The sequence below is a fragment of the Wolbachia endosymbiont (group A) of Bombylius major genome, from assembly GCF_947251895.1.
Classification (GTDB): Bacteria; Pseudomonadota; Alphaproteobacteria; order Rickettsiales; family Anaplasmataceae; genus Wolbachia; species Wolbachia pipientis.
Genome location: NZ_OX366395.1, coordinates 1282971 through 1305921, shown reverse-complemented (window position 1 = coordinate 1305921; position 22951 = coordinate 1282971). Strand labels below are relative to the sequence as shown.

General features: G+C 35.3%; 14 protein-coding genes and 3 pseudogenes. 5 read left to right on the top strand and 12 right to left on the bottom strand.

The features are described from left to right. Positions 1 to 40: 40 nt before the first annotated feature. Positions 41 to 313, bottom strand: a pseudogene (locus OPR49_RS06220) (transposase); the annotation flags it as partial. A 133-nt stretch (positions 314 to 446) separates the two neighbouring features. On the opposite strand from OPR49_RS06220, the pseudogene OPR49_RS06215 reads away from it, so the two are divergent. Further along, positions 447 to 1303, top strand: a pseudogene (locus tag OPR49_RS06215) (IS982 family transposase). Beyond that, positions 1242 to 1544, top strand: coding sequence for a transposase (locus tag OPR49_RS07695; protein ID WP_406833419.1), 303 nt, complete (start codon positions 1242 to 1244; stop codon positions 1542 to 1544). The pseudogene OPR49_RS06215 and the gene OPR49_RS07695 overlap by 62 nt, the downstream one beginning before the upstream one ends. Before the next feature lie 344 nt (positions 1545 to 1888). Here OPR49_RS07695 and OPR49_RS06210 read toward each other — a convergent pair whose 3' ends face one another. From OPR49_RS06210 to OPR49_RS06200, 3 genes are read right to left on the bottom strand one after another with little or no spacing between them, the layout of a single operon-like run. Then, positions 1889 to 2275 carry a cytochrome c-type biogenesis protein gene (locus OPR49_RS06210; protein ID WP_015589263.1) on the bottom strand — a complete coding sequence of 129 codons (387 nt, stop codon included), beginning with the start codon at positions 2273 to 2275 and terminating at the stop codon, positions 1889 to 1891. Beyond that, positions 2259 to 3290, bottom strand: a complete 1032-nt coding sequence (locus tag OPR49_RS06205; protein WP_265026971.1) for a hypothetical protein — start codon at positions 3288 to 3290, stop codon at positions 2259 to 2261. Before OPR49_RS06205 ends, OPR49_RS06210 begins: the two co-directional genes overlap by 17 nt. Further along, positions 3283 to 3645, bottom strand: a complete 363-nt coding sequence (locus OPR49_RS06200; protein WP_182365771.1) for a ferredoxin family 2Fe-2S iron-sulfur cluster binding protein — start codon at positions 3643 to 3645, stop codon at positions 3283 to 3285. The genes OPR49_RS06205 and OPR49_RS06200 overlap by 8 nt, the downstream gene beginning before the upstream one ends. Before the next feature lie 935 nt (positions 3646 to 4580). Between OPR49_RS06200 and OPR49_RS06195 the strand changes: the two genes are divergently transcribed. The 3 genes and pseudogenes from OPR49_RS06195 to OPR49_RS06185 all read left to right on the top strand — a co-directional run. After that, complete coding sequence (locus OPR49_RS06195; protein WP_265026970.1) at positions 4581 to 6134, top strand: Mur ligase family protein; 1554 nt, start codon at positions 4581 to 4583, stop codon at positions 6132 to 6134. Between the two features lie 7 nt (positions 6135 to 6141). Beyond that, positions 6142 to 6732, top strand: a complete 591-nt coding sequence (locus tag OPR49_RS06190; protein ID WP_265026968.1) for a COQ9 family protein — start codon at positions 6142 to 6144, stop codon at positions 6730 to 6732. Positions 6733 to 6754: 22 nt separating this feature from the next. Further along, positions 6755 to 7069: pseudogene (locus tag OPR49_RS06185) on the top strand (hypothetical protein); the annotation flags it as partial. Here OPR49_RS06185 and rsmD read toward each other — a convergent pair. The 8 genes from rsmD to OPR49_RS06145 form a co-directional block, all read right to left on the bottom strand. Beyond that, positions 7027 to 7575 carry a 16S rRNA (guanine(966)-N(2))-methyltransferase RsmD gene (gene rsmD, locus OPR49_RS06180; protein WP_265026967.1) on the bottom strand — a complete coding sequence of 183 codons (549 nt, stop codon included), beginning with the start codon at positions 7573 to 7575 and terminating at the stop codon, positions 7027 to 7029. The pseudogene OPR49_RS06185 and the gene rsmD overlap by 43 nt on opposite strands. Before the next feature lie 122 nt (positions 7576 to 7697). Next, the gene (locus tag OPR49_RS06175) at positions 7698 to 8327 is read right to left on the bottom strand and encodes a WD_0853 family protein (protein WP_265027544.1); all 630 of its coding nucleotides are present in this window, start codon (positions 8325 to 8327) and stop codon (positions 7698 to 7700) included. Further along, positions 8317 to 12048, bottom strand: coding sequence for a TrbL/VirB6 family protein (locus tag OPR49_RS06170; RefSeq protein ID WP_265026966.1), 3732 nt, complete (start codon positions 12046 to 12048; stop codon positions 8317 to 8319). Before OPR49_RS06170 ends, OPR49_RS06175 begins: the two co-directional genes overlap by 11 nt. Positions 12049 to 12138: 90 nt before the next feature. Then, positions 12139 to 15153: a TrbL/VirB6 family protein gene (locus OPR49_RS06165; RefSeq protein ID WP_265026965.1), complete on the bottom strand. Its 3015-nt coding sequence runs from the start codon at positions 15151 to 15153 to the stop codon at positions 12139 to 12141. Beyond that, positions 15150 to 17600: a TrbL/VirB6 family protein gene (locus OPR49_RS06160; protein WP_265026964.1), complete on the bottom strand. Its 2451-nt coding sequence runs from the start codon at positions 17598 to 17600 to the stop codon at positions 15150 to 15152. Before OPR49_RS06160 ends, OPR49_RS06165 begins: the two co-directional genes overlap by 4 nt. A 33-nt stretch (positions 17601 to 17633) precedes the next feature. Further along, positions 17634 to 20168, bottom strand: coding sequence for a TrbL/VirB6 family protein (locus OPR49_RS06155; RefSeq protein ID WP_265026963.1), 2535 nt, complete (start codon positions 20166 to 20168; stop codon positions 17634 to 17636). Continuing rightward, positions 20161 to 22566 (bottom strand): VirB4 family type IV secretion/conjugal transfer ATPase, encoded by a 2406-nt coding sequence (locus OPR49_RS06150; RefSeq protein ID WP_265027543.1) that lies wholly within the window; start codon positions 22564 to 22566, stop codon positions 20161 to 20163. Before OPR49_RS06150 ends, OPR49_RS06155 begins: the two co-directional genes overlap by 8 nt. 9 nt (positions 22567 to 22575) lie before the next feature. Then, on the bottom strand, positions 22576 to 22872 hold the full coding sequence (locus tag OPR49_RS06145; protein ID WP_007548615.1) for a type IV secretion system protein VirB3: 297 nt from the start codon (positions 22870 to 22872) through the stop codon (positions 22576 to 22578). Positions 22873 to 22951 lie beyond the last annotated feature (79 nt).

Genomic DNA, 22951 nt, shown 5'->3' with positions numbered 1-22951 from the left:
GGTCAATATGACATTTTTAAAATAAAGATTTAGAACCTGTTTAAAATCTTCTCAATAGAAGAGAAATGAAGGAAAGAACGACCATTTGTAGGCTAGTGTTAAGTTTTCGCTCGCAATTTTTCCACAATCGTCTGCATTTTTCTAACCAAGCGAAAGATCGCTCTACAACCCATCTTTGTGGCAATACAGCAAAGGAATGTAATTCACTTCGTTTTATTACTTCTACAGTTGCTCCAATAATCGTTTTTATTTGAGTTGCAAAATTTTCTCCTGTATAACCTGCATCGACCAGTATATTTTTAACTTCCGAGAGGTTTTCTTTTGCGCTTTCAACCATTCTCACAGCACTGCTAACCCCAGTTGTAAATTAGAAAAAATAGAAAAGGTAAGGAAATAGGGTAAACTCCGAGGTATTTGATATTCATTCCTAAAATAGGAGGTTACCAATGAAAGAGAAAGTAACAGAAATCTTTTGTATAGTCGATGATTTTTGCAATACAGTCGATGAAAATTTTGCAGAAAAACTTCTACCAAGTGGCAAAAAACCAACCAGGACGCCAGAGATTACGCATTCAGAGATTTTTACCATAATATTGCTATATCACCAATCCAAGTGCGACAATTTTAAAATTTTCTATGTGCATTATTTGAAATTATTATACGAATCAGCGTTTCCAAAATTGCCATCCTATAGTAGGTTTATCAGGCTAAAATCGCGGGTTTTATGGTATTTAGCGCTCTTAATGCAATGGTTTTGCGAACAGTCAAAAGTGACAGGGATTTCGTACATAGATGCAACATCTATCGCTGTTTGCCATCCAAAAAGGACCTCGAGAAACAAAGTTTTCAAAGGGTTGGCAAAGATTGGAAAGACTACTTATGGGTGGTTTTTCGGTACATCTAGTAATCAATGAAACTGGCGAAATTCAAGGGGTTACGGTGATAAAAGGCAACGTTGATACCTGTGCCAAATTTAACTAAGAAATTGACTGGATTATTGTTTGGAGATAAAGGATATATCAAAAAAGATCTTTTTCACGAATTATTCGATAGAGGGTTAAAGCTTGTAACCAGTATAAAAAAGGGTATGAAAAACTCATTAATGGCGCTAAATGAGAAGATTTTGTTAAGAAAAAGATCGATTATTGAGACAGTTTTTGGCTCTCTGAAAAACAAATTTGAGATTGAGCGTACTCGCCATAGATCACCGATAAATTTTTTGGTACACATTTTTTCTACGCTTGTTTCATATTCCATGCAGCCGAAAAAGCCCTGCATTTCTAAGCTTTACTTCGTTGGCTAATCCGCAACTGGGGTATATAGGGTTGACACCAAGGCAATATTCTTCTGGAGAAGTTGATCGGCATGGCAGCATATCAAAGATGGGACCAGCGGAATGTAGAAGTATGTTATATGAAGCTGCACAAACAATGCTTACAGTTACCAAGAGGACATTTAAATTAAAAAACTGGGGTTGCGAAGAAAAAAGGAATGAAAAAAGCAATTGTAGCAGTAGCAAGAAAATTAGCTGTAATTATGCATAGGATGTTGGTTGATAAAACAGAATTTTATTATCAATAAACATCAAAAGAGCATAGGACAATAATTTTATTGAAAATAAAGATAGCAATGCCGATGGAAGGGACAAGCAAGAACTTAGTTAGACTTCGTGGTAAATATGTTGCCGTCCACTTCCGCCTAACAGGTATAATGCGGCTTGACAAATTTATTGTCATCTCAGACCGCGGAGAGAACCATATGCTACTTTTAACTTATGTAAAATTACCAAGGATTATGGAGAAGATATGCTGTTTTGATTTGTGTGAAAATTATTGTTGACTTATGTGCAATTAGAGAACCTAAGTCACTTTAGCTATATATAAAAGGTTTAAGTGGTTGTATTGATGTATCTTTGTATTAAAAAACACCCAATAAGCAGAGTTGTAAGTGGAATAAACCACAAAATGTAAGTGCTAGATTTTATAGGCGGTACGATTATAATTGAATTGCCGTAAGAATTTTTTAACTCTGAGATTATCTCTTCATCTGTGTATCCATCATTGATTTTTTTACGAATTGCTTCTCGCATATCATACGCGATCTGAGATCCAGATTCAGACAATGATTCGCCAGAACATATTGGACACCTTATTATTTCAAATAAACTTGTTGCTCGTTTTTCCATGCTTTTATCTCTGAGTTTATTATCCAGAGTAAAAGCATTTACGCCTGAGTGGAATATCAATATGAAAAGTAAACTAACTACTGCTCTCATCCTTGGTTAATTGGGTTATGTTACTGAGCTGGTTCATAAAATCAGTGGTGGATAACTTTCCAATAAAGCTTGACCCTACATCATCATCGTACTTTATTGAAAATTGAATGCCATCATCAGTTGTTTTTTCTGATAAGAAAGATACTAATTTTTCAAACGCATCTGAAGTTTTTGAGTCACCAATCATAAACGAGATTAATTCTTTATAATTTGATATAGCCACGTTGATTTTGTCTTTAAATGAAGACGTAACCAAATTATAATTTTGCACTCCACCATCTGCAGCAAGAGAAAAATTATTACTTTGAATTAAAAATTTCTCTATGTTGAAATTAATTCTGGAAGCTGAGATGTGGTTTACAAATTCGTAATCAAATTTAGTGTCGATACTAAGGTAACTTTCAGGACTTACAGTATTTTTATACCGATAAGTATAAAAATCAAATCCTAGTTTAGTATTTCCACTTGGTTCTTTATCGAGGTGAAATTGAATGTAATTGCTTTTATCATTCACTTCAGTTATAACACTTTGCTGATTTTCTGAAACATCACATTTTAATCCATAATCTTCGTAACGAAGTGTATCTATATAGTCTATCACGCTGTTGAATCGCAATGAAGATGGTAAATCGTTTAGTCTAACAACAAAGTGGCTGCTATCGTTTGTGTGGCATTTTATATTCTTTTTCTCATCACCATGAACAGCAATGTTGACTTCATTGCTTGGTATGTAGATATATACTGATTTATCAAACAATCTATTTTTTATCAATAAAGCATCAGATGAGATGGTTAATTGCTCATTGGAAAATTTTGGGTTTGTCACACGGAAAATTAGGTTAGAAGGAAATCCACTAAAATCATGTGAAATATCAAACTTTTCGTCGTTAATGTACAGTATTGTTTCAGCTAAAAGATTTTTTACCTTACATGCAGAAAAATACCAAAAACCACTATACGCTACAGGAATAAATAAAAGTAAAGAGATGATAATATAGATAAAAATCTTACGCATGATTCCCCTGTTTATCCAATGATATATTTCTTGTACCCCTTGGTATGGTTACACACAAGCCGTCGATATCTTTTGTGATTTTTATTTGGCATCCAAGCCTCGACGTCTCTGTTAAGCCGAAAGCTAGGTCTAACATATCATTTTCCTCATCAGATATGGGGTTATGTGTTTCTACAGCATCATAAAATTCTGGATCAACAATCACGTGGCATGTAGAGCAAGCAAGAGAACCTTCACATGCACCTTCAAGCAGATCTGGATCACTTCTGTGGGCTAAATTGAGCAGAGTTTCTCCCTCTGCAGCTTCATAGCTTTTCTTACTCCCATCAGGTAAAATAAAAGTAACAGATGGCATATTATCCCTATTAAAATCCTTACTAATTTCTCTATATCCTACAGGTAATAACTAATATTTGCAAACTCTTTGCAATTCCAGTACCTATATTTCTTGTTATCCAAGTATCTCCTTTAGCATAGATCCCGCTAACAAGCAGCGGGATGACGGTTGTCAGGCTAGTGCCTTCTCCTGTCATCCAAGTAGCTGACACTGGTTCCTTTATGATGGCAGCGCCCCTATGATGTCATCCCAGTGCTTGACACTGGGATCCAGGAAAGTTTGCTTGTAAGCAAGCAAACTAGCACAGAAAGTGGTTACAACATTTTCAATGAGATTATATGGAAAACTGGATTCCAGTGTCAAGCACTGGAATGACATCATAGGAGCACTGGGATGACAAAAAAAGGAGCACTGACCATTTTCGGTCTCTTAAGTTGCTTTAGCTACAAACATTAAGAAATTTACCAAATGAAAAAAAAGGCAAAAGAAACCCTAGTCATTGTCTATTTTCAGTATTGGCGTTTTTTAAGTCTTAAACGCTGCAATTTAGCTGCTTTTAAATGCAACTAACCTTAGCTTTAATATTTAAGAAATTTACCAAGCAGGAAAAAAGGCAAAGAAACCCCGTAGTAGCTAGCATTCAAATTCTCCCTTGTCAATTTGACGTTTTTTGCTGTCTTAAACGCTTTGTAAGCGCGTTTCGGCTTATATAGGTAAAAACCTAAAAATTTTTAAAGACATGCGATGCACGTAGTGCGAAAAATTAAACATGAGACGCCAAATACTCTAAGTTTTTTGTCATTAACCTGCACAGATTGCGAAGATAAATAAATAGCTTCAGTTTCATGATAAGGGGACTGGCGGAGTTTGTCAAGGAAGTTTTTTGTTTCTATTGAATGACAGTTGTAACCTACGAAAGAAGTCTGTTGTAATTTGTACGATATCTTTATAAAATGGTTCGCATAAGTTATCTAGCAGTGCAACTAAACAAATACAAAAATCAAAACGTCGCGGTTTTTGGTCTTGGTAAAACTGGTTTATCCGCCATTAACGCTCTAATAAAGAGTGGTGCAAGAATATATGCATGGGATGATCATAAAGAGCAAATAACAAATGCAAAAATGATGTATAAAAAATGTAATTTTATTCATCCCAAGGAATACAATTGGCATGAGATCAGTGCATTGGTTTTAAGCCCTGGAGTGCCAACAGAGCTACATTGGATAGTAAAACTTGCAAGGAGATTTGATTGCAAAATAAAATCAGACATTGAGCTATTTCTTGAAGCTAAAACTACAAACCAGAAGGTAATAGGCGTCACAGGAACAAATGGTAAATCAACCACTACATCACTAATAGGGCACATATTAAAATCTGCAGGGAAAAAAGTAGCTATTGGTGGAAATTTAGGCGTTCCTGTTTTGGATCTAGAAAGAGATGCAGAAATTTATGTAATTGAACTCTCCTCTTTTCAATTGGAGTTGATGAATAAAATTAACGTGGACATTTCAGCACTGCTCAATATTACACCAGATCACATAGATAGGCATGGAAGTATGGAGAATTACATAGCAGCTAAATTAAAACTGATAAACGGTAGTGAGATTGCTGTGATAGGATGTGACAATGAGATTACCGCTGATATATTCAACAAATTCACTGGGAACAAAATTCCAATCTCAGTAACATATTCCCCGATGTCATTCCAGCGCGTGACGCTGGAATCCAGAAAAGAAAAACCATTGCCAACTACTCAGATGACAGAGGGTGGTGCAAGAGATCTAATATCATTGGCAGGTAACAATTTGCTTGATTATAGTGAACAGATTACTGGTATAGATCGAAATTATCTGGATCCCAGTGTCAGCTACTTGGATGACAAAAGGGGCACTGGGATCCAGAAGATCTCGTTAAAACTAGAGAATCATAGCTTATCAGTAAGCGACGTGAAAATAAACCTAATATCCAACGCAGAAAACATAGCAGCCGCATATGCCGTATGTAAGGTACTTGAAGTAGATAGCAACACTATTATCAATGGAATCAAGTCCTTTTCAGGACTGAGGCATAGGAATGAACCGCTCGGCAAAATAAGAAATGTGTTTTTCGTGAACGATAGCAAAGCAACTAATGCAAAGTCAAGCGAAAAGGCGATCTTATCTTATGAAAACATATATTGGATTGTTGGTGGAAAAAGTAAAGAGGGTGGAATAGAATCATTAAGCAAGCATTTCACAAGGATTAGAAAAGCTTTTCTTATTGGGGAATCAACCGAAGCTTTTGCAAATGTTATGGAGAATAAAGTAGATTATGTTAGATGTTGCAATCTAGAAGATGCATTCAGATTGGCTTTTGAAGAGGCCTTAAATAGCGCAGAAGAAGTAACAATATTACTTTCTCCCGCGTGTGCTTCTTTTGATCAATGGAAAAATTTCGAGGAACGCGGCGAAGCATTTTGTAGAATGTTTGAAAATCTCAGGTACAATCACACATGTTGTTTAGTATAATGCTACTGTGGAACAAAAGTTAATAATAGATAAGCTAATTAGGGTTATTCCATTTGAAGGGATAAGCGATGAAACCCTATTAAAGGTGTGCACTGACCTTAATCTAGCTAATAGCTTTTGCAAATTTCAGAATGGAATATATAGCGCTTTGGAGTACATAGCAGAGGACTTAAATAGCTCAATGGAAGCTGAACTAAAAAATTCTAATTTAGAAGATATGAAAGTGCGAGAGCGAGTAAAGTTAGCTATTCAAATACGCCTTTCAAACTACGCTAAGCTACCGAATTATAGAGAACTTTTAAAAAATGTTTTATTATTTTCTGTATCACCAAAAAATACATATTTTTCTAGTAAACTTTTATACAGAACTGTTAGTGCGATTTGGTATGGCATTTATGACCAATCAACAGATTTTAACTACTATACAAAAAGAGCAATATTAGCTGGAGTGTACTTAAGTACGATACTTTTTTTTATCAATGATTATTCAGAAGATTTTGTGGATACTTTATCGTTTCTTGATAACCGTATCAACAATGTCATGACATTTCAAAAATTCAAAACTCGCTTAAAAGGAATCATAGGAAATTTCTTATAAGCTATTGATTGTTGGTAGAAAAGTACTTGAGCACGATCCTGAAAAGGTTTGTGAAAATAAAAATATTCATGCTGATCATAAAGAACATTTAGTTTATCGTGAGGATAATAATGGTACAACAAAATACACCAGTTACGAAGAAAAAGAAAATAAATTTATTGAAGAAGCACATGAATATTTAATAGACTCTGAATTTAATAAAAATTTTGATCTAGGGCAGTACAGAATAAGTAATTTCTCCGGAAACTTGACGAAAATAGAACTGGAACTCATCAATGAAAAGTATATGCAAGTTCAAGTTAATAGAGAAAGAAAAATTATTCTCGCTATACCGTAGGTGCGTTCCAAGATTATACTAAAGTTTTTATTGCACTCAAAACCTTCGTTTTTCCTAATCTCTAGAATTATCAATGCATCATCACTTAACCAGCCTGAGTGAGCTAATCCATTCAACGTTGATTCAACTAAATTACTATTATAAGGTGGGTCTATAAAAACTATGTTGCACTTTGAAATAGGTTTTGGTAATCCGTTAGCACTGCAACAAATTAGCGTGACATTGTTCGTAATTCCAAAATCTTCTGCTGTTTTTTTAGGCAGTTGCAAATTGTAATAATCTGAATCCACCATGAATGCATGTTTAGCGCCCCGAGAAAGCGCTTCAAATGAAAAAGAGCCACTTCCGCAAAATAAATCAAGTACATTCAAGTTATAAATAGGTTTCCTTGAGGAAAGCATATTAAATATTGCTTCTCGGACAATACTCATAGTTGGCCGTGCAGCTAAATGCTTACCTGTAGTTATTTTTCTTCCGCGATATTTGCCTGCAATGATGCGTAGCATATTAAATAAGCTCCAAAATAATTAATTATTTATACTATATGATTAATGTCAATATGGCTTTAACAGTTTAATAGAGAGAAGCTATCGAGTCGCTTGTAAGAAAAACACAAACACAAGACTCATCAGTTATCTTTTTCTGATTTGCCTGCTGCATTAATTGCTTGACCAATCTCATCTTGTAAATCATCATGATCATTTTTTTCATCATGATTTAGCCCTTCAATTCTGCTTTCTAACTCTAACTTAATTATAGTATTGATTTTATCTATATTATCAAGAAAGCCTCTACATTCTTCTTCACTATACTCTTCACCAGATGCTTTTTTTTCAATAAATAGGTTTTTAAATCCTGCTAGATCAGAATTCTGATCGGTATTTAGTACAACATTTCTCTCTATGAAGCTAAGATCTGACAGCAGTAAGCTAACCTCTAACAGATCTTCACTTTTCACGCTTTTAAGGTCTTCAAGACTTTCTAAAATACTAAACACCTTAATCCTTTCTTGTACAATCTCTTTGTCTTCCTTATCAAATTCAGACAATAAACTATGATTATCTACAAATTTCTCACTCAAAGCTTTATTTAATTTAGTGAGGTCGATATTGTTGTCTGGTGTGTTGTCTAATAGTAGATCTACTCTCGCCCTACGCAGATTTAAAACGTCATCATAATTATTTAATTTTATATTGCCATCATCATCTTGCTGCAATTTATAATAATCAAGGCCTTTGAAATTTTTATTAGTCTTCATCTTCAATCCTCTTCTCATCTCCTTTTGCATCTGGTTTCCTCATTGGTTCCGGTAATTTCCTTTTACTGTCTTCTCGATTTCTTTTTTCCTCTCTTTCAGCACGTTTTTTTATAGCTTCCTGGGTATTCATTTCAAAAAGTGCCTTAACGTACTCTTCTGGATTTTTTGGTTCTTTAAATAAAGGCTTAAGATTATAAACTTCGTCTTTTCGATCTCTTTCTTCTTTTCTTCTAGCTCTTTCAGCACGTTTTTCTACAGCTTCTGGAGTGTTCATTTCAAAAAGTGGTGAGAGGTTGTAAACTTTATTTTGACTTCTTCTGCCTTCTCTTTCAGCACGTTTTTCCATACCTTCAAAAGCAGATCCAAAATCATCAATTTCATCTGGGCCTTTTGGTTCCGTGCCTAAATTTCGTGTCACTTCATTTGATTGATCAGGCTTATCTTCTTCTGTTAGCTGATCATGCTGTAGTTGATTAGGCTTGTCTTCTTGTTCTGTGCTTAGTTCTCGTACTACCTTATCTGGCTGACCTCCCCCTCGTAGTCGAAGAGGGTCGCCTTCTTCTAGTGGCTGATCATGGTTATCTCTTACTAGTTCCGTGCCTAACTCTCGTTCTACCTTATTTGATTGATCAGGATTGTCTTTTTCTGGTTCTCTCTTACGGCCGATAGTGTAATCATGAAGCTTCTCTAAGAAATCTCGCCTATATTCTTTTGCTCTATAGAGTAGGTTATGATCATAGCCATGCTTTCCTATAGAGTCAAGACCATGCTCCCAAGTAAATTTCATAGCATCTTCTATTGTATAGCCCAAATGTGATCCTACATATCCTTTGTAATATTCTAAATATTTACCGATCCTTCTATGCGTAATATCTTCCTTATCAACTCCAAATGCCCTGTAGATTTTTTCCTCAAGTTTATCAACGTCATTTTTAGGTGATGTTGCAAATTTTGTTGCTTCAATAGTAGCACCTACAAATTTACGTGGCACATCAATAGCGTATTTCAGCACTCCTCCAACTCTTGGTATCCTGCCTAATAAATTAGCTGTACCTCCAGCTAATCTATCCGGTAAATGAGTAGCCCAATTACCTAAAGATTCTAGTTTTCCACCAATTGCGTCTTGCCAATAATGCCGTTTTAATCCTTCCATTATGCCAACCAAAGGCGATGCTTCATACATTCTAGATATATTGTAAACGCTGAATCCACCACCAGCTATACTTGAGCCCATCTGTTGTACGAACTCGCGTAAGGAGAACATTAAAAATGAAAGCAAGAATAGTACAAAGATCTCTCCTGCATTGATTAAATAACCTCTCTGTATGTCTTGCACCCTTTGGTAATCGCTATTTTCTTGATAATTTTTGCAATCCTCACAATCTTTACATTTCTGACAGTATTCACTGTTGGGATCCTTATATAAATCATGAAGTTTCAGTATTCTACAACCTTGTTTTTCTACCGCACTCCGCACTAAAGATCTTATTTCATTAATTATTTCCCTATAACTATTGCATTTATTTATATCTTGACAGTAGCGTTTTATTATTTCACTAACATCACCTATCCTTTTCTCTATATTGTTGATCAGTAATATAATGTCAGCCCTCTCTGATGCATGGGATAAACTATTTGTTAAGCGTACTAGATCTTTTGCACTGCAGCCATTACTAACTACCATATCACTTTCTGCAATATAGTGGTCTGCTGGATTATCTTTAATTCCAGGCATTGGATTAAAGAAAGGATAATCTATATAACGAAACCCTTTTATATGTTCACCATTTTTATCTTTAGGGTAATCCGGTGGAAGCGGGATATATCCAGCGCCTCCAGTAAATTTTATTGTACCACCTTCTCTGCTTATCTTTTCTATACCTTCTATACTTTTATCTATGTTAAGAGAAGAAGCTTCTCCAAGAGTGTAAGGTACAAAAATTTGCCCTGGGGTCCAACCAAAGTACTGCTTATCAACGATACAAAAACCGCCAAACACCCATTTTGGAGCACATAACTTTACCTCGAACCATTTATTGTAGCATACAGTAAAACCTAGTTGTCTATAAAAGGTGTTCATTATCATTGAAGCCAACAATGACAAGAGAGTAAATATCATAATCGATTGTAAACAAAAACTGATGCAGAATTTTATCCAACCTTCAAATAGACTTTTCAGCGGTGAAAATAAAATAGAGATCAGGAACAGTGGCATGATAGCTATAAGAAAAGCTATACCCATAAAGCCAGAGAGAAATATTATGTAAGCATACAAGCACAACAAGAAGTATAGCACAATCCCTATGAAAATTGCCGGTATCATAAGAAGGCTTGCCCACATTTGGTAATGTAAAAACGCTGCAAACTTTTTCCAAACAGAATAAGCAAAAAATTTATTGAACATGTCCTCCATGAAGCTAAACAACTTAGCTTCATCTCCTTGAGCAATACTTCCGGTGTTCATGTTGGGAGCAAAGTTAGTAATTACACTTATCAATTGTTCAAGACCTTTAACGAATAAAACAAGAAAATGATCATAGAAAAATCTAAAACTTCCAGGAGATATAAGCACTATTACTAGAGTGATTTTCATCATTCTGATGAGCATATCATGCTTAGTTTCTCGTATCATGCCAAAAAGATAAAGAAGCGATGAAATCATTACAAATAGAACAAGCAAGGAAAGAACAAAATTGTGAAAGCTCGTACTTTTTTCAGCTATATTTTCGAACATAGCTTGTGCAACTGCAGGATCATTGCTATTAAAATGTTCTTTGCAATTTTCGTTAATCAATAATACACATTTTAGATAGTTATAAATGTAATCAAAAAACCCAAAATTACTTGGCTGCTGCACTCCACTTAAGAACTCAAAAGAGTAGCCACCTACATTATCTAAGTAATATCTATCTAATATTTTTACATATATTTTCCATCCCTTTTTTAACTTCAACTCATTACAATTTCTGTCCTTTAATTTAGTGTTATCTCTGTCTAAAGTAAAAAATCCATTGTCGCCCTCTGCTGTGGAGTTATAACCTAGATGTACAGTAGGATATTGAGGATCGCGCATTAACTTTAGATTTTCGTTAGGATCATCTTTCCCCGTTTGAAACAAAAGATAAGCACCATGACCATTGGTAAACCAACATGGAGCACCACGTGATACTGTATTTGCGCTATCATCTTCATTAATGCACTTGCAATTTACAGTGCAACTTGTATCAGACTTACTTGAAAATTTTTGTATTCTAGGTTTATAATCATTACAAACTAAGTGAAAATTAGGTAAACTATTATCACTTTGTTTACCTTCAAATTTAGTTGCATATTTTAACTGCTCCAAGCTTTGTAAGGTATAACTGCCTTTTTTAGATTCCTTCTTGTTATTATTACTCCAAGATGTCCATGCACCATTAACTCGCACTTTTAAACTATCTCCATTGGTTTCGAGTCCGGTATCCTCCCACTTCACCACTTGGTTATGGTGAAAACCATAATTAATTTCGCCAGTTTCAGGATCAATAACTTCTCCATCTCCTGGAATAAACGCATCGTGGTCGCTTGAAAAATGAGCGCTTACTGCAATAGGTTTAGGACCAAAATAGTCAGCAGATATGCACCTTGGAAAAGGCATATCATTCTTACTACAACCTGTGATCAGCATATAAGCTGCAAGAAGTAATACCCTAAACCAACATTTGCCTAAGCGTGATTGCATATCTAAACTTTTTCCAAATATAGAAATAAATTTCTAAAACTTTACTTAAAATATCTTTTTAATTAGTTACTCCATAACATCATTCATATCTTACTTCTCTCCATTTCCTTCCTTGTTTTTAGCTTTATCACTAGGATCACTTCTTATTGTTTCATCAGGATTTTTTTGCTGACCTGATTGTTTTAGTGCTTCAGGTTTAGAGCTCCCCCTCTCCTTTTTATCAGGACCTTCTTGCTTACCTGATTGTTCTGGTATTTCAGATTTAGGGCTCATGGAATTATCCTTCACGTCAACTTCCGTCCGATCTTTACCCACTTGTTGCCTAATGTTCTGTATAATACCTTGGGTCTTATCATCAAGGCCAACGGTGGACAGCATAGCTTGCGATGCGCTCTTAGCAACTTGACCAACACTGCCAGCAACCCCAAAACCAGAGCTGAATAGTACTTGTGCCATAGCTTCCGATATAGAAACAAAAGCTTCCATTGCACCGGCAATAATGAGGTATATAAACGCCTGGATTAGGTCTATAGGTAATGCTGCAAAGTGCCCACCAGCTCTTTCTCCGGTACTTAATGCAACATCAACATTAGTGCCAGGACTGTATCCAAGAGGCAGTATTGATTTCATCAGGCATAGATCATACGATAAGAAATTTACGCTAATTAAACATTGATAGCATGCAGAAAAATTTGTGAGATTGTATAGAACTGAATACATCAACTGATTTAAAAGAGATAAAGATGAAAATAAAATAACTGGTTGTACTGCAACGTGAGCCAGCGTTTTTATCCAGTTATCAAACAAGGGTTTAGTCTGTTGAAATAAAATAAACACGATAAACAAAGGTGTTAATGACAGTAAAAACGCTACTAGAACAGTAGATATTACATATTTAAACGTAGCGCTAATAATGCATTTTAAGAACATAAAAGTAGCGTAGAGTATTGCCAAAAATGCAATAAAGCCAAAAGGACCAGAGAGCATCAACGATAAAAACTTTAACCAAGTTTCTGCTGTGAATAATACTCCTGCTGTTAAGTCTAAGAATGCAAATTTTCTCCCCCCTTCCCCTATATAGCCAGAAAAGCTATCAACTAAATAAGTGCTACCATCTATAAAAAGTCTGGATAAAGTTGTACCAAAAAGTTCCCAACTTCTATCGCTAAAGGCAAAAGCTATAAATGCTATCTTGAACATCCTTACAATGAAATCAAATTTACTTAGCTGTATTGTTCCAAGCATATAGCCAATGACAGTAAATATAACGTATAGAGTAAGCAAAGCTCTTACTCCCTGAAGAAGACCTTTTATATATCCTTTGTATGAATCTTTAACGCTGTCACCAATTACTTCTTCTTTCATAAAATTAAATATATTGTTTATATTTGATGAAATAAAATCATTAATTTTTCTTTTGACAAATAAAGTTACACTATACTTATTGTTTTCATAATATTCGCCATTTTTATCTGTAATGTCATCTCTCTCTACGTTGCTTACATCAATACCAAAATATATCTTCTTAGATTCTTCGTTCTGAAAGTGTTCTCCGCTTATTACATCTAATATGGTGTACTCATCTTTTCCGTCTACTCTTTCTCTCACTCCTACCACTTTGAAATCATTAGTTCCCACACCATGCAAATCTTTAGGTGGGTTATCACCCAAATACACATACAGTTTTTCGCCATTAATATATTCACATGATCTAGTCACTTTAACATGGTACCCACCCCTATTAGCTTCATAGTGACCATAATCTGCGATAGCAAGCATCACGCTACTACCAGGTGTTACACTCTCTATTGGATAGTCATGATTTAACCTCAGAGAAAAATTTCCAAATTCATCTTTAATTTGTGAACACACATTATCCTCTTTTGCACCCTGTTTCTTTGGAAGACATTGAATACCTTTAGCGGTATTTTTATCATCAGGATCACCAATTTTTGCAACAAGAGCCTCAGCCCAAGATTTATCATCTTCAGTAAAACTACCTGCTTTAACATTCCCTTCCATTTTTTCTAGATAAGAATACATATCACATTTATTTCCTTTATCGTACTTCTTATACCTTATAGAGGAGACACAGTTCCGTTCTCCTGCTTGACCTAAACCATAATCCCATATACCCTTTTCGGTATAGCACACATTCTGATAGTAACAGTTAAGCTCATAAGAGCTGTATTTTTTTATCTCGTTAGGATCGCATTTTTTTTCTTTGCATAGTTGATCTAACCCTATTTTAGTAGAGCTGTACTTTTTCACCTCGTTAAAATCGCAGCTTTTTCCATCACATAATTCATTCAATCCTATTTTAGCGCGGCGTAAATCTAATAACGCACCATTCATCCATGGTTCGTCTTTAATATAACCTTTATTAAAATGCACCTTATTATCATATGGAGTGTACCCATTGCCAACCAGAACCTTATACTCTTGGTCACGTCCCCCCCTTTTATCTAGTGGCTTAAGCTCAATTTCATGTTGACCACCTTGAGCATCTCTATAAGAAAATTTACCCCCTTTACATATCTCTTTTGCAGTAGCTTTACTGCCATCACTGTCGTAATAATTGCTATCAAAAATAACTTCTCCTTTAAGAAGGTCTAATTTATCACAATCGATTGTTACCTTTCTGGGAACTAAGCTGAAGCTTAACTTATCACCAGGATTTACTTTAATTCCAGTGTCTACATAACGTCTATTGCTACCAAACCCTTTACCGCCACAAAGTTCTTCTTTATCCACCTTACTTTCATCAGCACCATAATTATTAGGCACATCGTTAATATTTTTAGCTTTACTATAATTTGGTTCTGAGCCATCAGCACAAAAGCTAGCAGGCACAAGTACTTTCCTTGGATTTTTGTCTTCTTTAAAAGGGCAAAAATTTACTGATCCACCGAGGGTGAATTTGATTTCCTCACCCTTACTAATTACCTGACCAGAATCAACCCAATGGATCTTATCGGCTTTATGAACTGGAACATCCACATTAACGCTGGTGTTTCTGCTCTGCAACCCAGGTTCGACACAATCCATGTTACAACCAGTGATTGCAAGACACAGTATCAACAATAGTGATCTTTTACTTATCATTGCTGTCTTCCTTGTGGTATCTGAGGCGTTGACCTTTGAGTCCCTTGTGGTATTTGAGGTCTTGACGTACCTGACTGTTGAGAAGCACCTCCTCTTTCTCTTCTTTGAACGCTTTGTTCATCTAACCCTACTGTTCCCATTAAGCTTTTTTGATACTGTCTTCCAGGTTCGTTTTGCACATAAACACCAAACAACGAGTCAGATATTGTCGAAGAAGCTTCAACTAAAGCTTTCATAGCGTGTCCCAAAATAACAAAAGCCATCATAGCGGTAATATTAGGTGTATATTTGGAAGCATAACCATAAAAAATACAAGGGTTAAAAATCTTTAGGTTAATACTAAGTATACACGTAGAGCAGACTTCAAAATCAAATACTGAATATATGATATAATCCATAACCTGACTTATCAGTGATATAAAAATTAAAAGGACCACTGGATGAATCGCAAATCTTGCTAAATTTTTAACCCAGTTTTGAAACATCTGCCTAGTATACGTAAATAAAAGACAAATAATAAAAATAGGTGCTAAAGAAAGTAATAACGCAACTATTGCTATAGATGTAATAAAAGAAAATAAGGCGTTGAAAATAGATAAGCTCACTGTGATTAAACCCCAGATCACCAAGCAAAAAGATACAAAACCCAAAGGACCAGAAAATATAAGAGATACTATTAACAATACTGAATGCGATGACAAGAACCTATTGAGCGGCAAATCAAGGAATTCAAAAACATTTGATGTCGTACCTCTAAAATTTGCTATTTCTATTAGTTGTTTTGGAGTGTTAATAAGCATAGAGAATGCATTGTTATAAAAAAAGTTCCAGCTATTATCCTGCAACAACTGGACGATGATTCCTATCTTTACGCATATAATTAAAAACTCATATATAGAAATATGAGTTAAACCAAAAAAGTAGTAAAGGGTATATAAGGTTATGTATAATACTAACAGCGATATTATCGTGGATCTAATGGTATTTGTTCTGCTTGATTTTATAAAACTTTCGTAAAGAGACTTTACAGGACTAGTATCAGAGTGAATTGCGTTAGAGTCTTTATAACTAGAGCCGAAAAATGCAGTTTTCACTTTCTCATCAAAAAAATTATATATTGCACTAAAAGTTCTTGTAGGTGGCTCTTTAGTTGTTAGGTTAATGCTAAACTGACCTTCATTTTTGTAATCGCAGCTATGGTCTCTTATTCCGTAATATATGGTGCCTTTTTTTTCTTTTAACTTCTCCTTTAAGCCTTCCATGTACTCAGTATCATGAACTTTGCTGATATCTACAGATATATCCGCTTGGTTTTCACCAGGCTTATGCTCAGGAAGTTTGTCAGAGACGCTTATATACAAGCTATTTTCTAGACTGTGGTTCTTTGTTACTCTTATATTGAAACCACCTTTGTCATTTTGATCGTAGCAGTACTTGTCATTTCTACTACATAAACTAAAAATTAATCTTGGTGTTCGATAGTTATCTCTTATCTTGTGATCACAATTAGTGCATAAACCACCTCCTGGAATGTGTTCAAAATTCTCATTATCCATGTAAGCACGTAATAGTGTAATGTCAGTTTTTACCTGTTTTCCCTTTAATACATTACTAATAATTTCAGCAATAACAGATTTACCACCAGGATTTAAAGCATTGAATATCTCACCTTCTATATTATTATATTCAATATACACGCAATCCTCTCCTCTACGACCAGAAGAAAATTTACATATACGTCTACAGAGTGAATTTAAAATGTGCGTATCTATCTTACTTGCACTGCTCTCTGAAAGCTTGCTGCAATCTATATTTTCTCCTTGTTTTATAGAGTTAATAATATTTTCAATCTCTTCTCTACTATTCTCTTTAACTAATTTTGATGGGTCTGAACTCCAATACTCTTTTCCATTCAACCACTGTGGATTACCTACGATATACTTATTAGGGCATATTGTGTATTGATATTCTCCATTCTGCCATATTGGCTGACATTCATTTTGATTCAAAACCCTTGCAAAATACTCCTCTTCTTGTTCGCTGCACTTTTCATCAATTTTCACATACCTGATTTTTGTCTCACTCTCTTTATCTTTACACACTTTACTTCCAATAACACTAAAGCTTATCGTATCACCAGCTTCAAGTGCAAATGGTAATGTAATGTCATTTCTCCCAGGCCCAATTGCAAAATCTGCATACTGCTTAGGACAAAAATTAACCTTACTAGGCACTATATCAATCTCTGTTACTCTTATTCTACCTGAGATATAGACACCAGAATCAACCCATTTCTGCTCTGTTGACACTATATCTAGTTTTTCACGCAAACCTGATAAATTCTCTGGCTTAATACAGTGATCCTCCCCGCATCCAGACAATAAAAAAAGCACCACAAAACTTATGCATAACTTACCCAAGTTTTGGTTACTTAAACGTTTAAGCATCTGTTACTTACCTTAACTAGCATCACCGCCACCTTAGTTAATCTTTTCGCTGGAACCTTTACCACTATCTCCACCTCCTCCACCAGTACCTCTTGCCTTCTTGACAGCCGCAGCAGCAGCTTGACCAACACCTCCAGCAGCGGCTTTGGCAGCAGATAAAGCTTTGCCCACCATTTGTCCAGGTGTACTATCAGAACCGAGTGCTGCTCTATAGTTACCAGCAAGTTCAGCAGCCATGTTAGGAAGAATGTTTAAAAAGTGGTAAAAGAGGAATAACACTAGACACAACTTTAATAACTCTCCGATGAGAGAGCTGCCAAATTCCATGTATGTAAAATAAAATAGACCAAGTATGTTGGTCTTTTTAAAGCTGTAATTTTGCATCATACATGCTAGAGTAGTTTCATTGTTATCACATTCACCATCTTTCAATTTAAACCATTGTTTTTTGCTACCACCCGAGGCTTTTATTTTCTCCTCATATTCCTTGTCCGACTCAAAGTTCAAATCTTTAAAATAGATTTTATCACATGCTATGAACATAAAGGACAAAAACGCAAAAAGGATAACCGGGTATAAGCTATAGGTGATCAACTCTTTCACCCAGCCGTCAAAATATCCTTTGGTGTGTTGGAATAAAACCATAGGAATGAAAAAAGGTGATAAAATGATGATTACACTTAAAGCAACTAGAGATAAAATAAACACATAGCACAGCCACAAAATAACCATCATCATCAAAATGGCCATAAATATACAAACAAGAGCTACTAAAATCTGTCCACCAGCGAAAATAATACCAATCACCGAACCTGCAACTAACAAGACAGGAGCAGCGCCAAGCAAGACCGCTAACGTTGCAACACCTCCAGTACCAATTTTGCCACCAATTCCATCTAAAGGGGCACCTAAATAAAATAAAATTCTACAATCAAGCCTATCCCAAGGTGCAAGATAACTGTAAGATACCCTCTTTCCTGCACGAGTATATTCATAATCTGTACCTGCTTTATAATTACATATGCCTTTACTTTCAGATGATGCTTTTAGCACTATCTCTGACAAACCATTTGAGAGACGAGTTAATTCTCCATAATAATGAGACATGGTACTGCCTGTTGTGAAGTAAATCACTAAAGCGAATTTTATGATCAACATGTACATTTCTTGAGGCCTCTGAACTCCACCAGACATGGCTTTTATAGAGAACAGTACTAAAGCTAAAACTAAAACAGCAGTTACAGTGTTCTTCAGCCTTTTCTGTGCTACAGATAAGAAACTGCCCTTGTTATGTCCATTTTTATCTTTAAGTGGACTGCCACTTGAATCAATACCTGCAACTAAATTATCTAACGATTCCTTAATGCATTGCACTATCATAGAAGTTACGGGAATAGGAGCTAATGATTTACTCCCTGCCTGATTGTAACAAGCTTCAGAGACATACGAGCTAAAACAGCCTTTATTGTCGTAACCTACAAAAATTTTTCCTTCTTTTTCCCTATTTCTTATATTAGTTTTATAGTCATCATTATTACCAATAGGAACTTTTTCCTCTCCTGTACCATCTTTATTTTTGAATATCATCACAGATTTTTCACACATAGGAGCAAGTGGGTCAGGTGGTAATTCCGTGCACCCCATATCAACCCCTTGCGGCCAAGGAGTCATTTCGATACCAAGCATGCTAACACTGGCTAACTCCACACATAATCTGCCCGTTTTTCTCACTGCTTTGAATGTAGCTCCATGTATGGGTTCGCTCTGTCCTGCTTTGAGAACTCTACATTCCAGACCACCATCAACCTTCGAGGACCATGACCCATCTACGTATCCAGTGTCTTTCTCCCTGACATCAAAGTCTATGTATCCAGGTTTTCCTCTGGAATTAAAGTCTACCTTATTAAAAAGATTACCAAAAGTTAAAGGGTTTCGATGACATACTTCTATATATTCACTGTATTGCACACCATTTTTTGGCCAGTAATAACTCTCTGTACTCTCCTGAACGTTAGAATTTAAGGCTTCTTTTTCTGCTCTTTTCCCGTCATAATCTTTTTTGTTCACGTCTTCCCGAGCTTTATTTTGCAAACAAGAAAAATATTCCTCTTCTGTTTGGTAATTTTCATTGGTGCAGCCACTATAACCTGTGTCTTCTAATTTAAAATTTTTGTATTTTCCATCATGATCACGTGCAACTGGGTGTTTAACAAAACTATGTTCACAAACAACAAGCCCTCCTATCGCTTTCCAGACTCCAACAATTGCAGCTATCATTCCAACAATAACAAGAGCGGTAAACAAACCAGCAGAAGAAACGATCAAAACAATGCCAGTAAATATTGCACCAACAGCAATAGCTATTCCAGCAAGTGCTGCAGCTGTTTTAAACGCTCCACAATCAGGATTAGAGGCACGACTAAAACTGCCAGTGGAATTAAACCTACTAACAAATTCTGTCTTGTCAGTACCACTTACTTCATCTGCAAGTACTGGATATGAGAGTAAAAAGTCTATATTTAGTAAAAATATTGCAATTAATAGCAATGACAGCTTAGTCTTAAACATTTTTTACCTTCTGATAAAATATAGGCAACCATACTTTTGGGTTGTCCCCAACTTCATTTAATATATCGTGTAACAATAGAACACTTTCTGCACGTCCAGATAATACGTTGATTATATCATCTAAGTCTTTTAAGTCTATTCTAGCTACCACAGCATTAACTCCTTGTTTCACCAAAAAGAATCTAGTACTTGGGTCTGTGTGCTTAATTAATATATACTCACGTTCAGTTAACATAAAAACATCCCGATAGACACTAGTAGCTTTCAGATTTGGTAAAAAAATCTGTGTCGCTGTTTGTTGTACAAGCGTATCGCTAATAGTACTTTTACTTGCATCCTCAACACTCTGAGTAGCAAAAATCACAAAAGCATTTAGTTTTCTCAGTACCTTCAACCAGTCTTTTATCTTGGGTGCAAAAACTGGATTATCTATTAACGCCCATGCCTCATCAAGAACGATAATAGATGGAGTGCCATCAAGAGATATACTAATCCTATGAAATAAATAAATCAAGACCGGTCCAAGAGCAACAGGATCTTTGAGCAAGCTAGCCATCTCAAAACCAAATACTCTTGCTCGTGAAAAATCTAGCAAATCTTCTTTATTGTCAAATATTGCAGCATGAGAACCATTATCATGCCACATAGATATTGCCCCAGCTAGAGTATCAGGACCTGCAAGCCCTAAAAACGGTACGAGGTTTCTCAAGAATCTGTCTTCTTTTCTTAATTTAAAATTTCCTTCAATTGCATCATTAATTCGTGCAATATCTTCTGAAGTAAATTTATCATTATACACCGAAATTAAAGACTTTATCCACTCCATTAAAAATGTTCTATTATCAGAGGTGTCATCAAGTTGTAAAGGATTAAAATTTATTTTAGTTCTTGGTTCTATTACAGTATAGATACCACCAAGTGCTCTTAAGAAAATCTCTGCACCGCGATCTTTATCAAAAAAGAATATCCTTGGAGAAAACTTCATCGCTTGGGCACACAAGAAATTCATTAAAACAGTTTTACCAGCACCAGTTGGACCAATTATCATAGTGTGTCCAACATCCCTTATATGAAAGTTGAAAAAAAATGGAGTACCAGATGTCGTGTCAAAAACTGTAACAGCATCTCCCCAGTGGTTATTGAATTTATTACCAGTAGGATAATTATGTTGAGATGCAAATCCAGCCAAATTAAGACTACTTATTGTAGCTTTTCTCACTATATAATCGAAATTACCAGGAATTTGCGCCCAAAATGCTGGTTCAAGGTTAACTCTCTCACGTATAGGGTAAACACCGCAATTAGAAAGCTCTGATTCTACCAACGACAGAGCGTTATCCAATGATTTAGGACTTTTTTCTATACATAAAATAGTCAGGTGATGTTGACCAAAGGCAATCTTACCACTCATTGCGTCATCAAGCGCTTGAGAAATTTCTGCTATTTGAGAAATAGCTTTATCTGCAGACTGTATCATTCGATTTTGCTGTATCTGCATTTTTCCAACCGCCATTTGCCTGTTTATAAATTGAAAAGATTGCGTAATTATAAACTCGTAAGGAAGTTGTAAAAACGAATCAAGCATTCCTGCAGAAGTATGATTTCCATATTCTTTGATACTAACTATTCCAGCATATTTACTCTCATTATGAGTCACAACCTGTATCATCTTACGGCCAAAGAATAACCTATGTACTGGTAAGTACCTTGATATTTCAGTTCTTAGCGGAAAAAGCGTATTTGTAACGAATCCACAATTTACGATTCTAGATAGAAACTCCATTATTTCGCAGAACAAACCATCTGGAGTTTCTTTTACTCCAAGAATTTTAGGCGAATAATTTCTAAGGCTTGTCACTACACGATTTGTCGTTTCCTCTAAATCTTCATACGTGGCACGTATATCACTTTCCCAAGCATGTTTTGAAGTTACATGTCCGAATTTTTTTAGTAGATGTGACAAAAATTCTACTCCTTTTGTGTCCGCTCTACGGATAATCGTAATGTATAGGTCATTAATAAATGATTGCCTTGTTGCGTGTTTTTCTCTCCATTTTAGATTTACGTGATTAGCGAAAAAATTCGACAAACCTTGATTTGCAAATTCATCAGAAAAAATATTTTTCTTACGTCTGATAGTATGAAAATACAAACTAAATGCCGGAGATGAAATGCTTCTTAGCATCTGGTTCCTGATATTATTTTGTATTACTAAATCCTCGTCATCGGCGGTTTCAAATGCAAAGCCACTTAATTTTATAACCTTAACCAACCAATTTTCTTTTGTCATCAAGGTTGTGCTATTCCAATAGCAAGAATAAGGAATAAATTCAGCAGCGTGAACTTCCCTGCTCAGAGTAGATTTATTCTTTGATTGAACAGCCCTAAACCTCAGCATCACACAACGTTAAGCAATATCATAAGAATTGGCTCCATGATAAAAACGATTTAAACATTTCGAGCACTTTCCTAATTTTACCATAAATAATTCAATAAACAACGGTTCTTTTGCAGAAGCTATATAACCAAGTCCATGTATACCTGGTAACATTAAGAGAATCACTCTCAAATCATTTGAATTAATGAAAATTAGCATGCAAATCAGGACGTTTAATATTGCAAACATATAACTCACACCAAAAAGCATTGCAGGTCTTGTAAGACCTTTGAATAATTGATCTGTTTGTATACTACCTGTGGACATATCTTCAACCTTCTAATAATAACTAATACTATATCATTATATTAAAAATCCATTGAAACTAGTAGCACTTTAAGTTAAG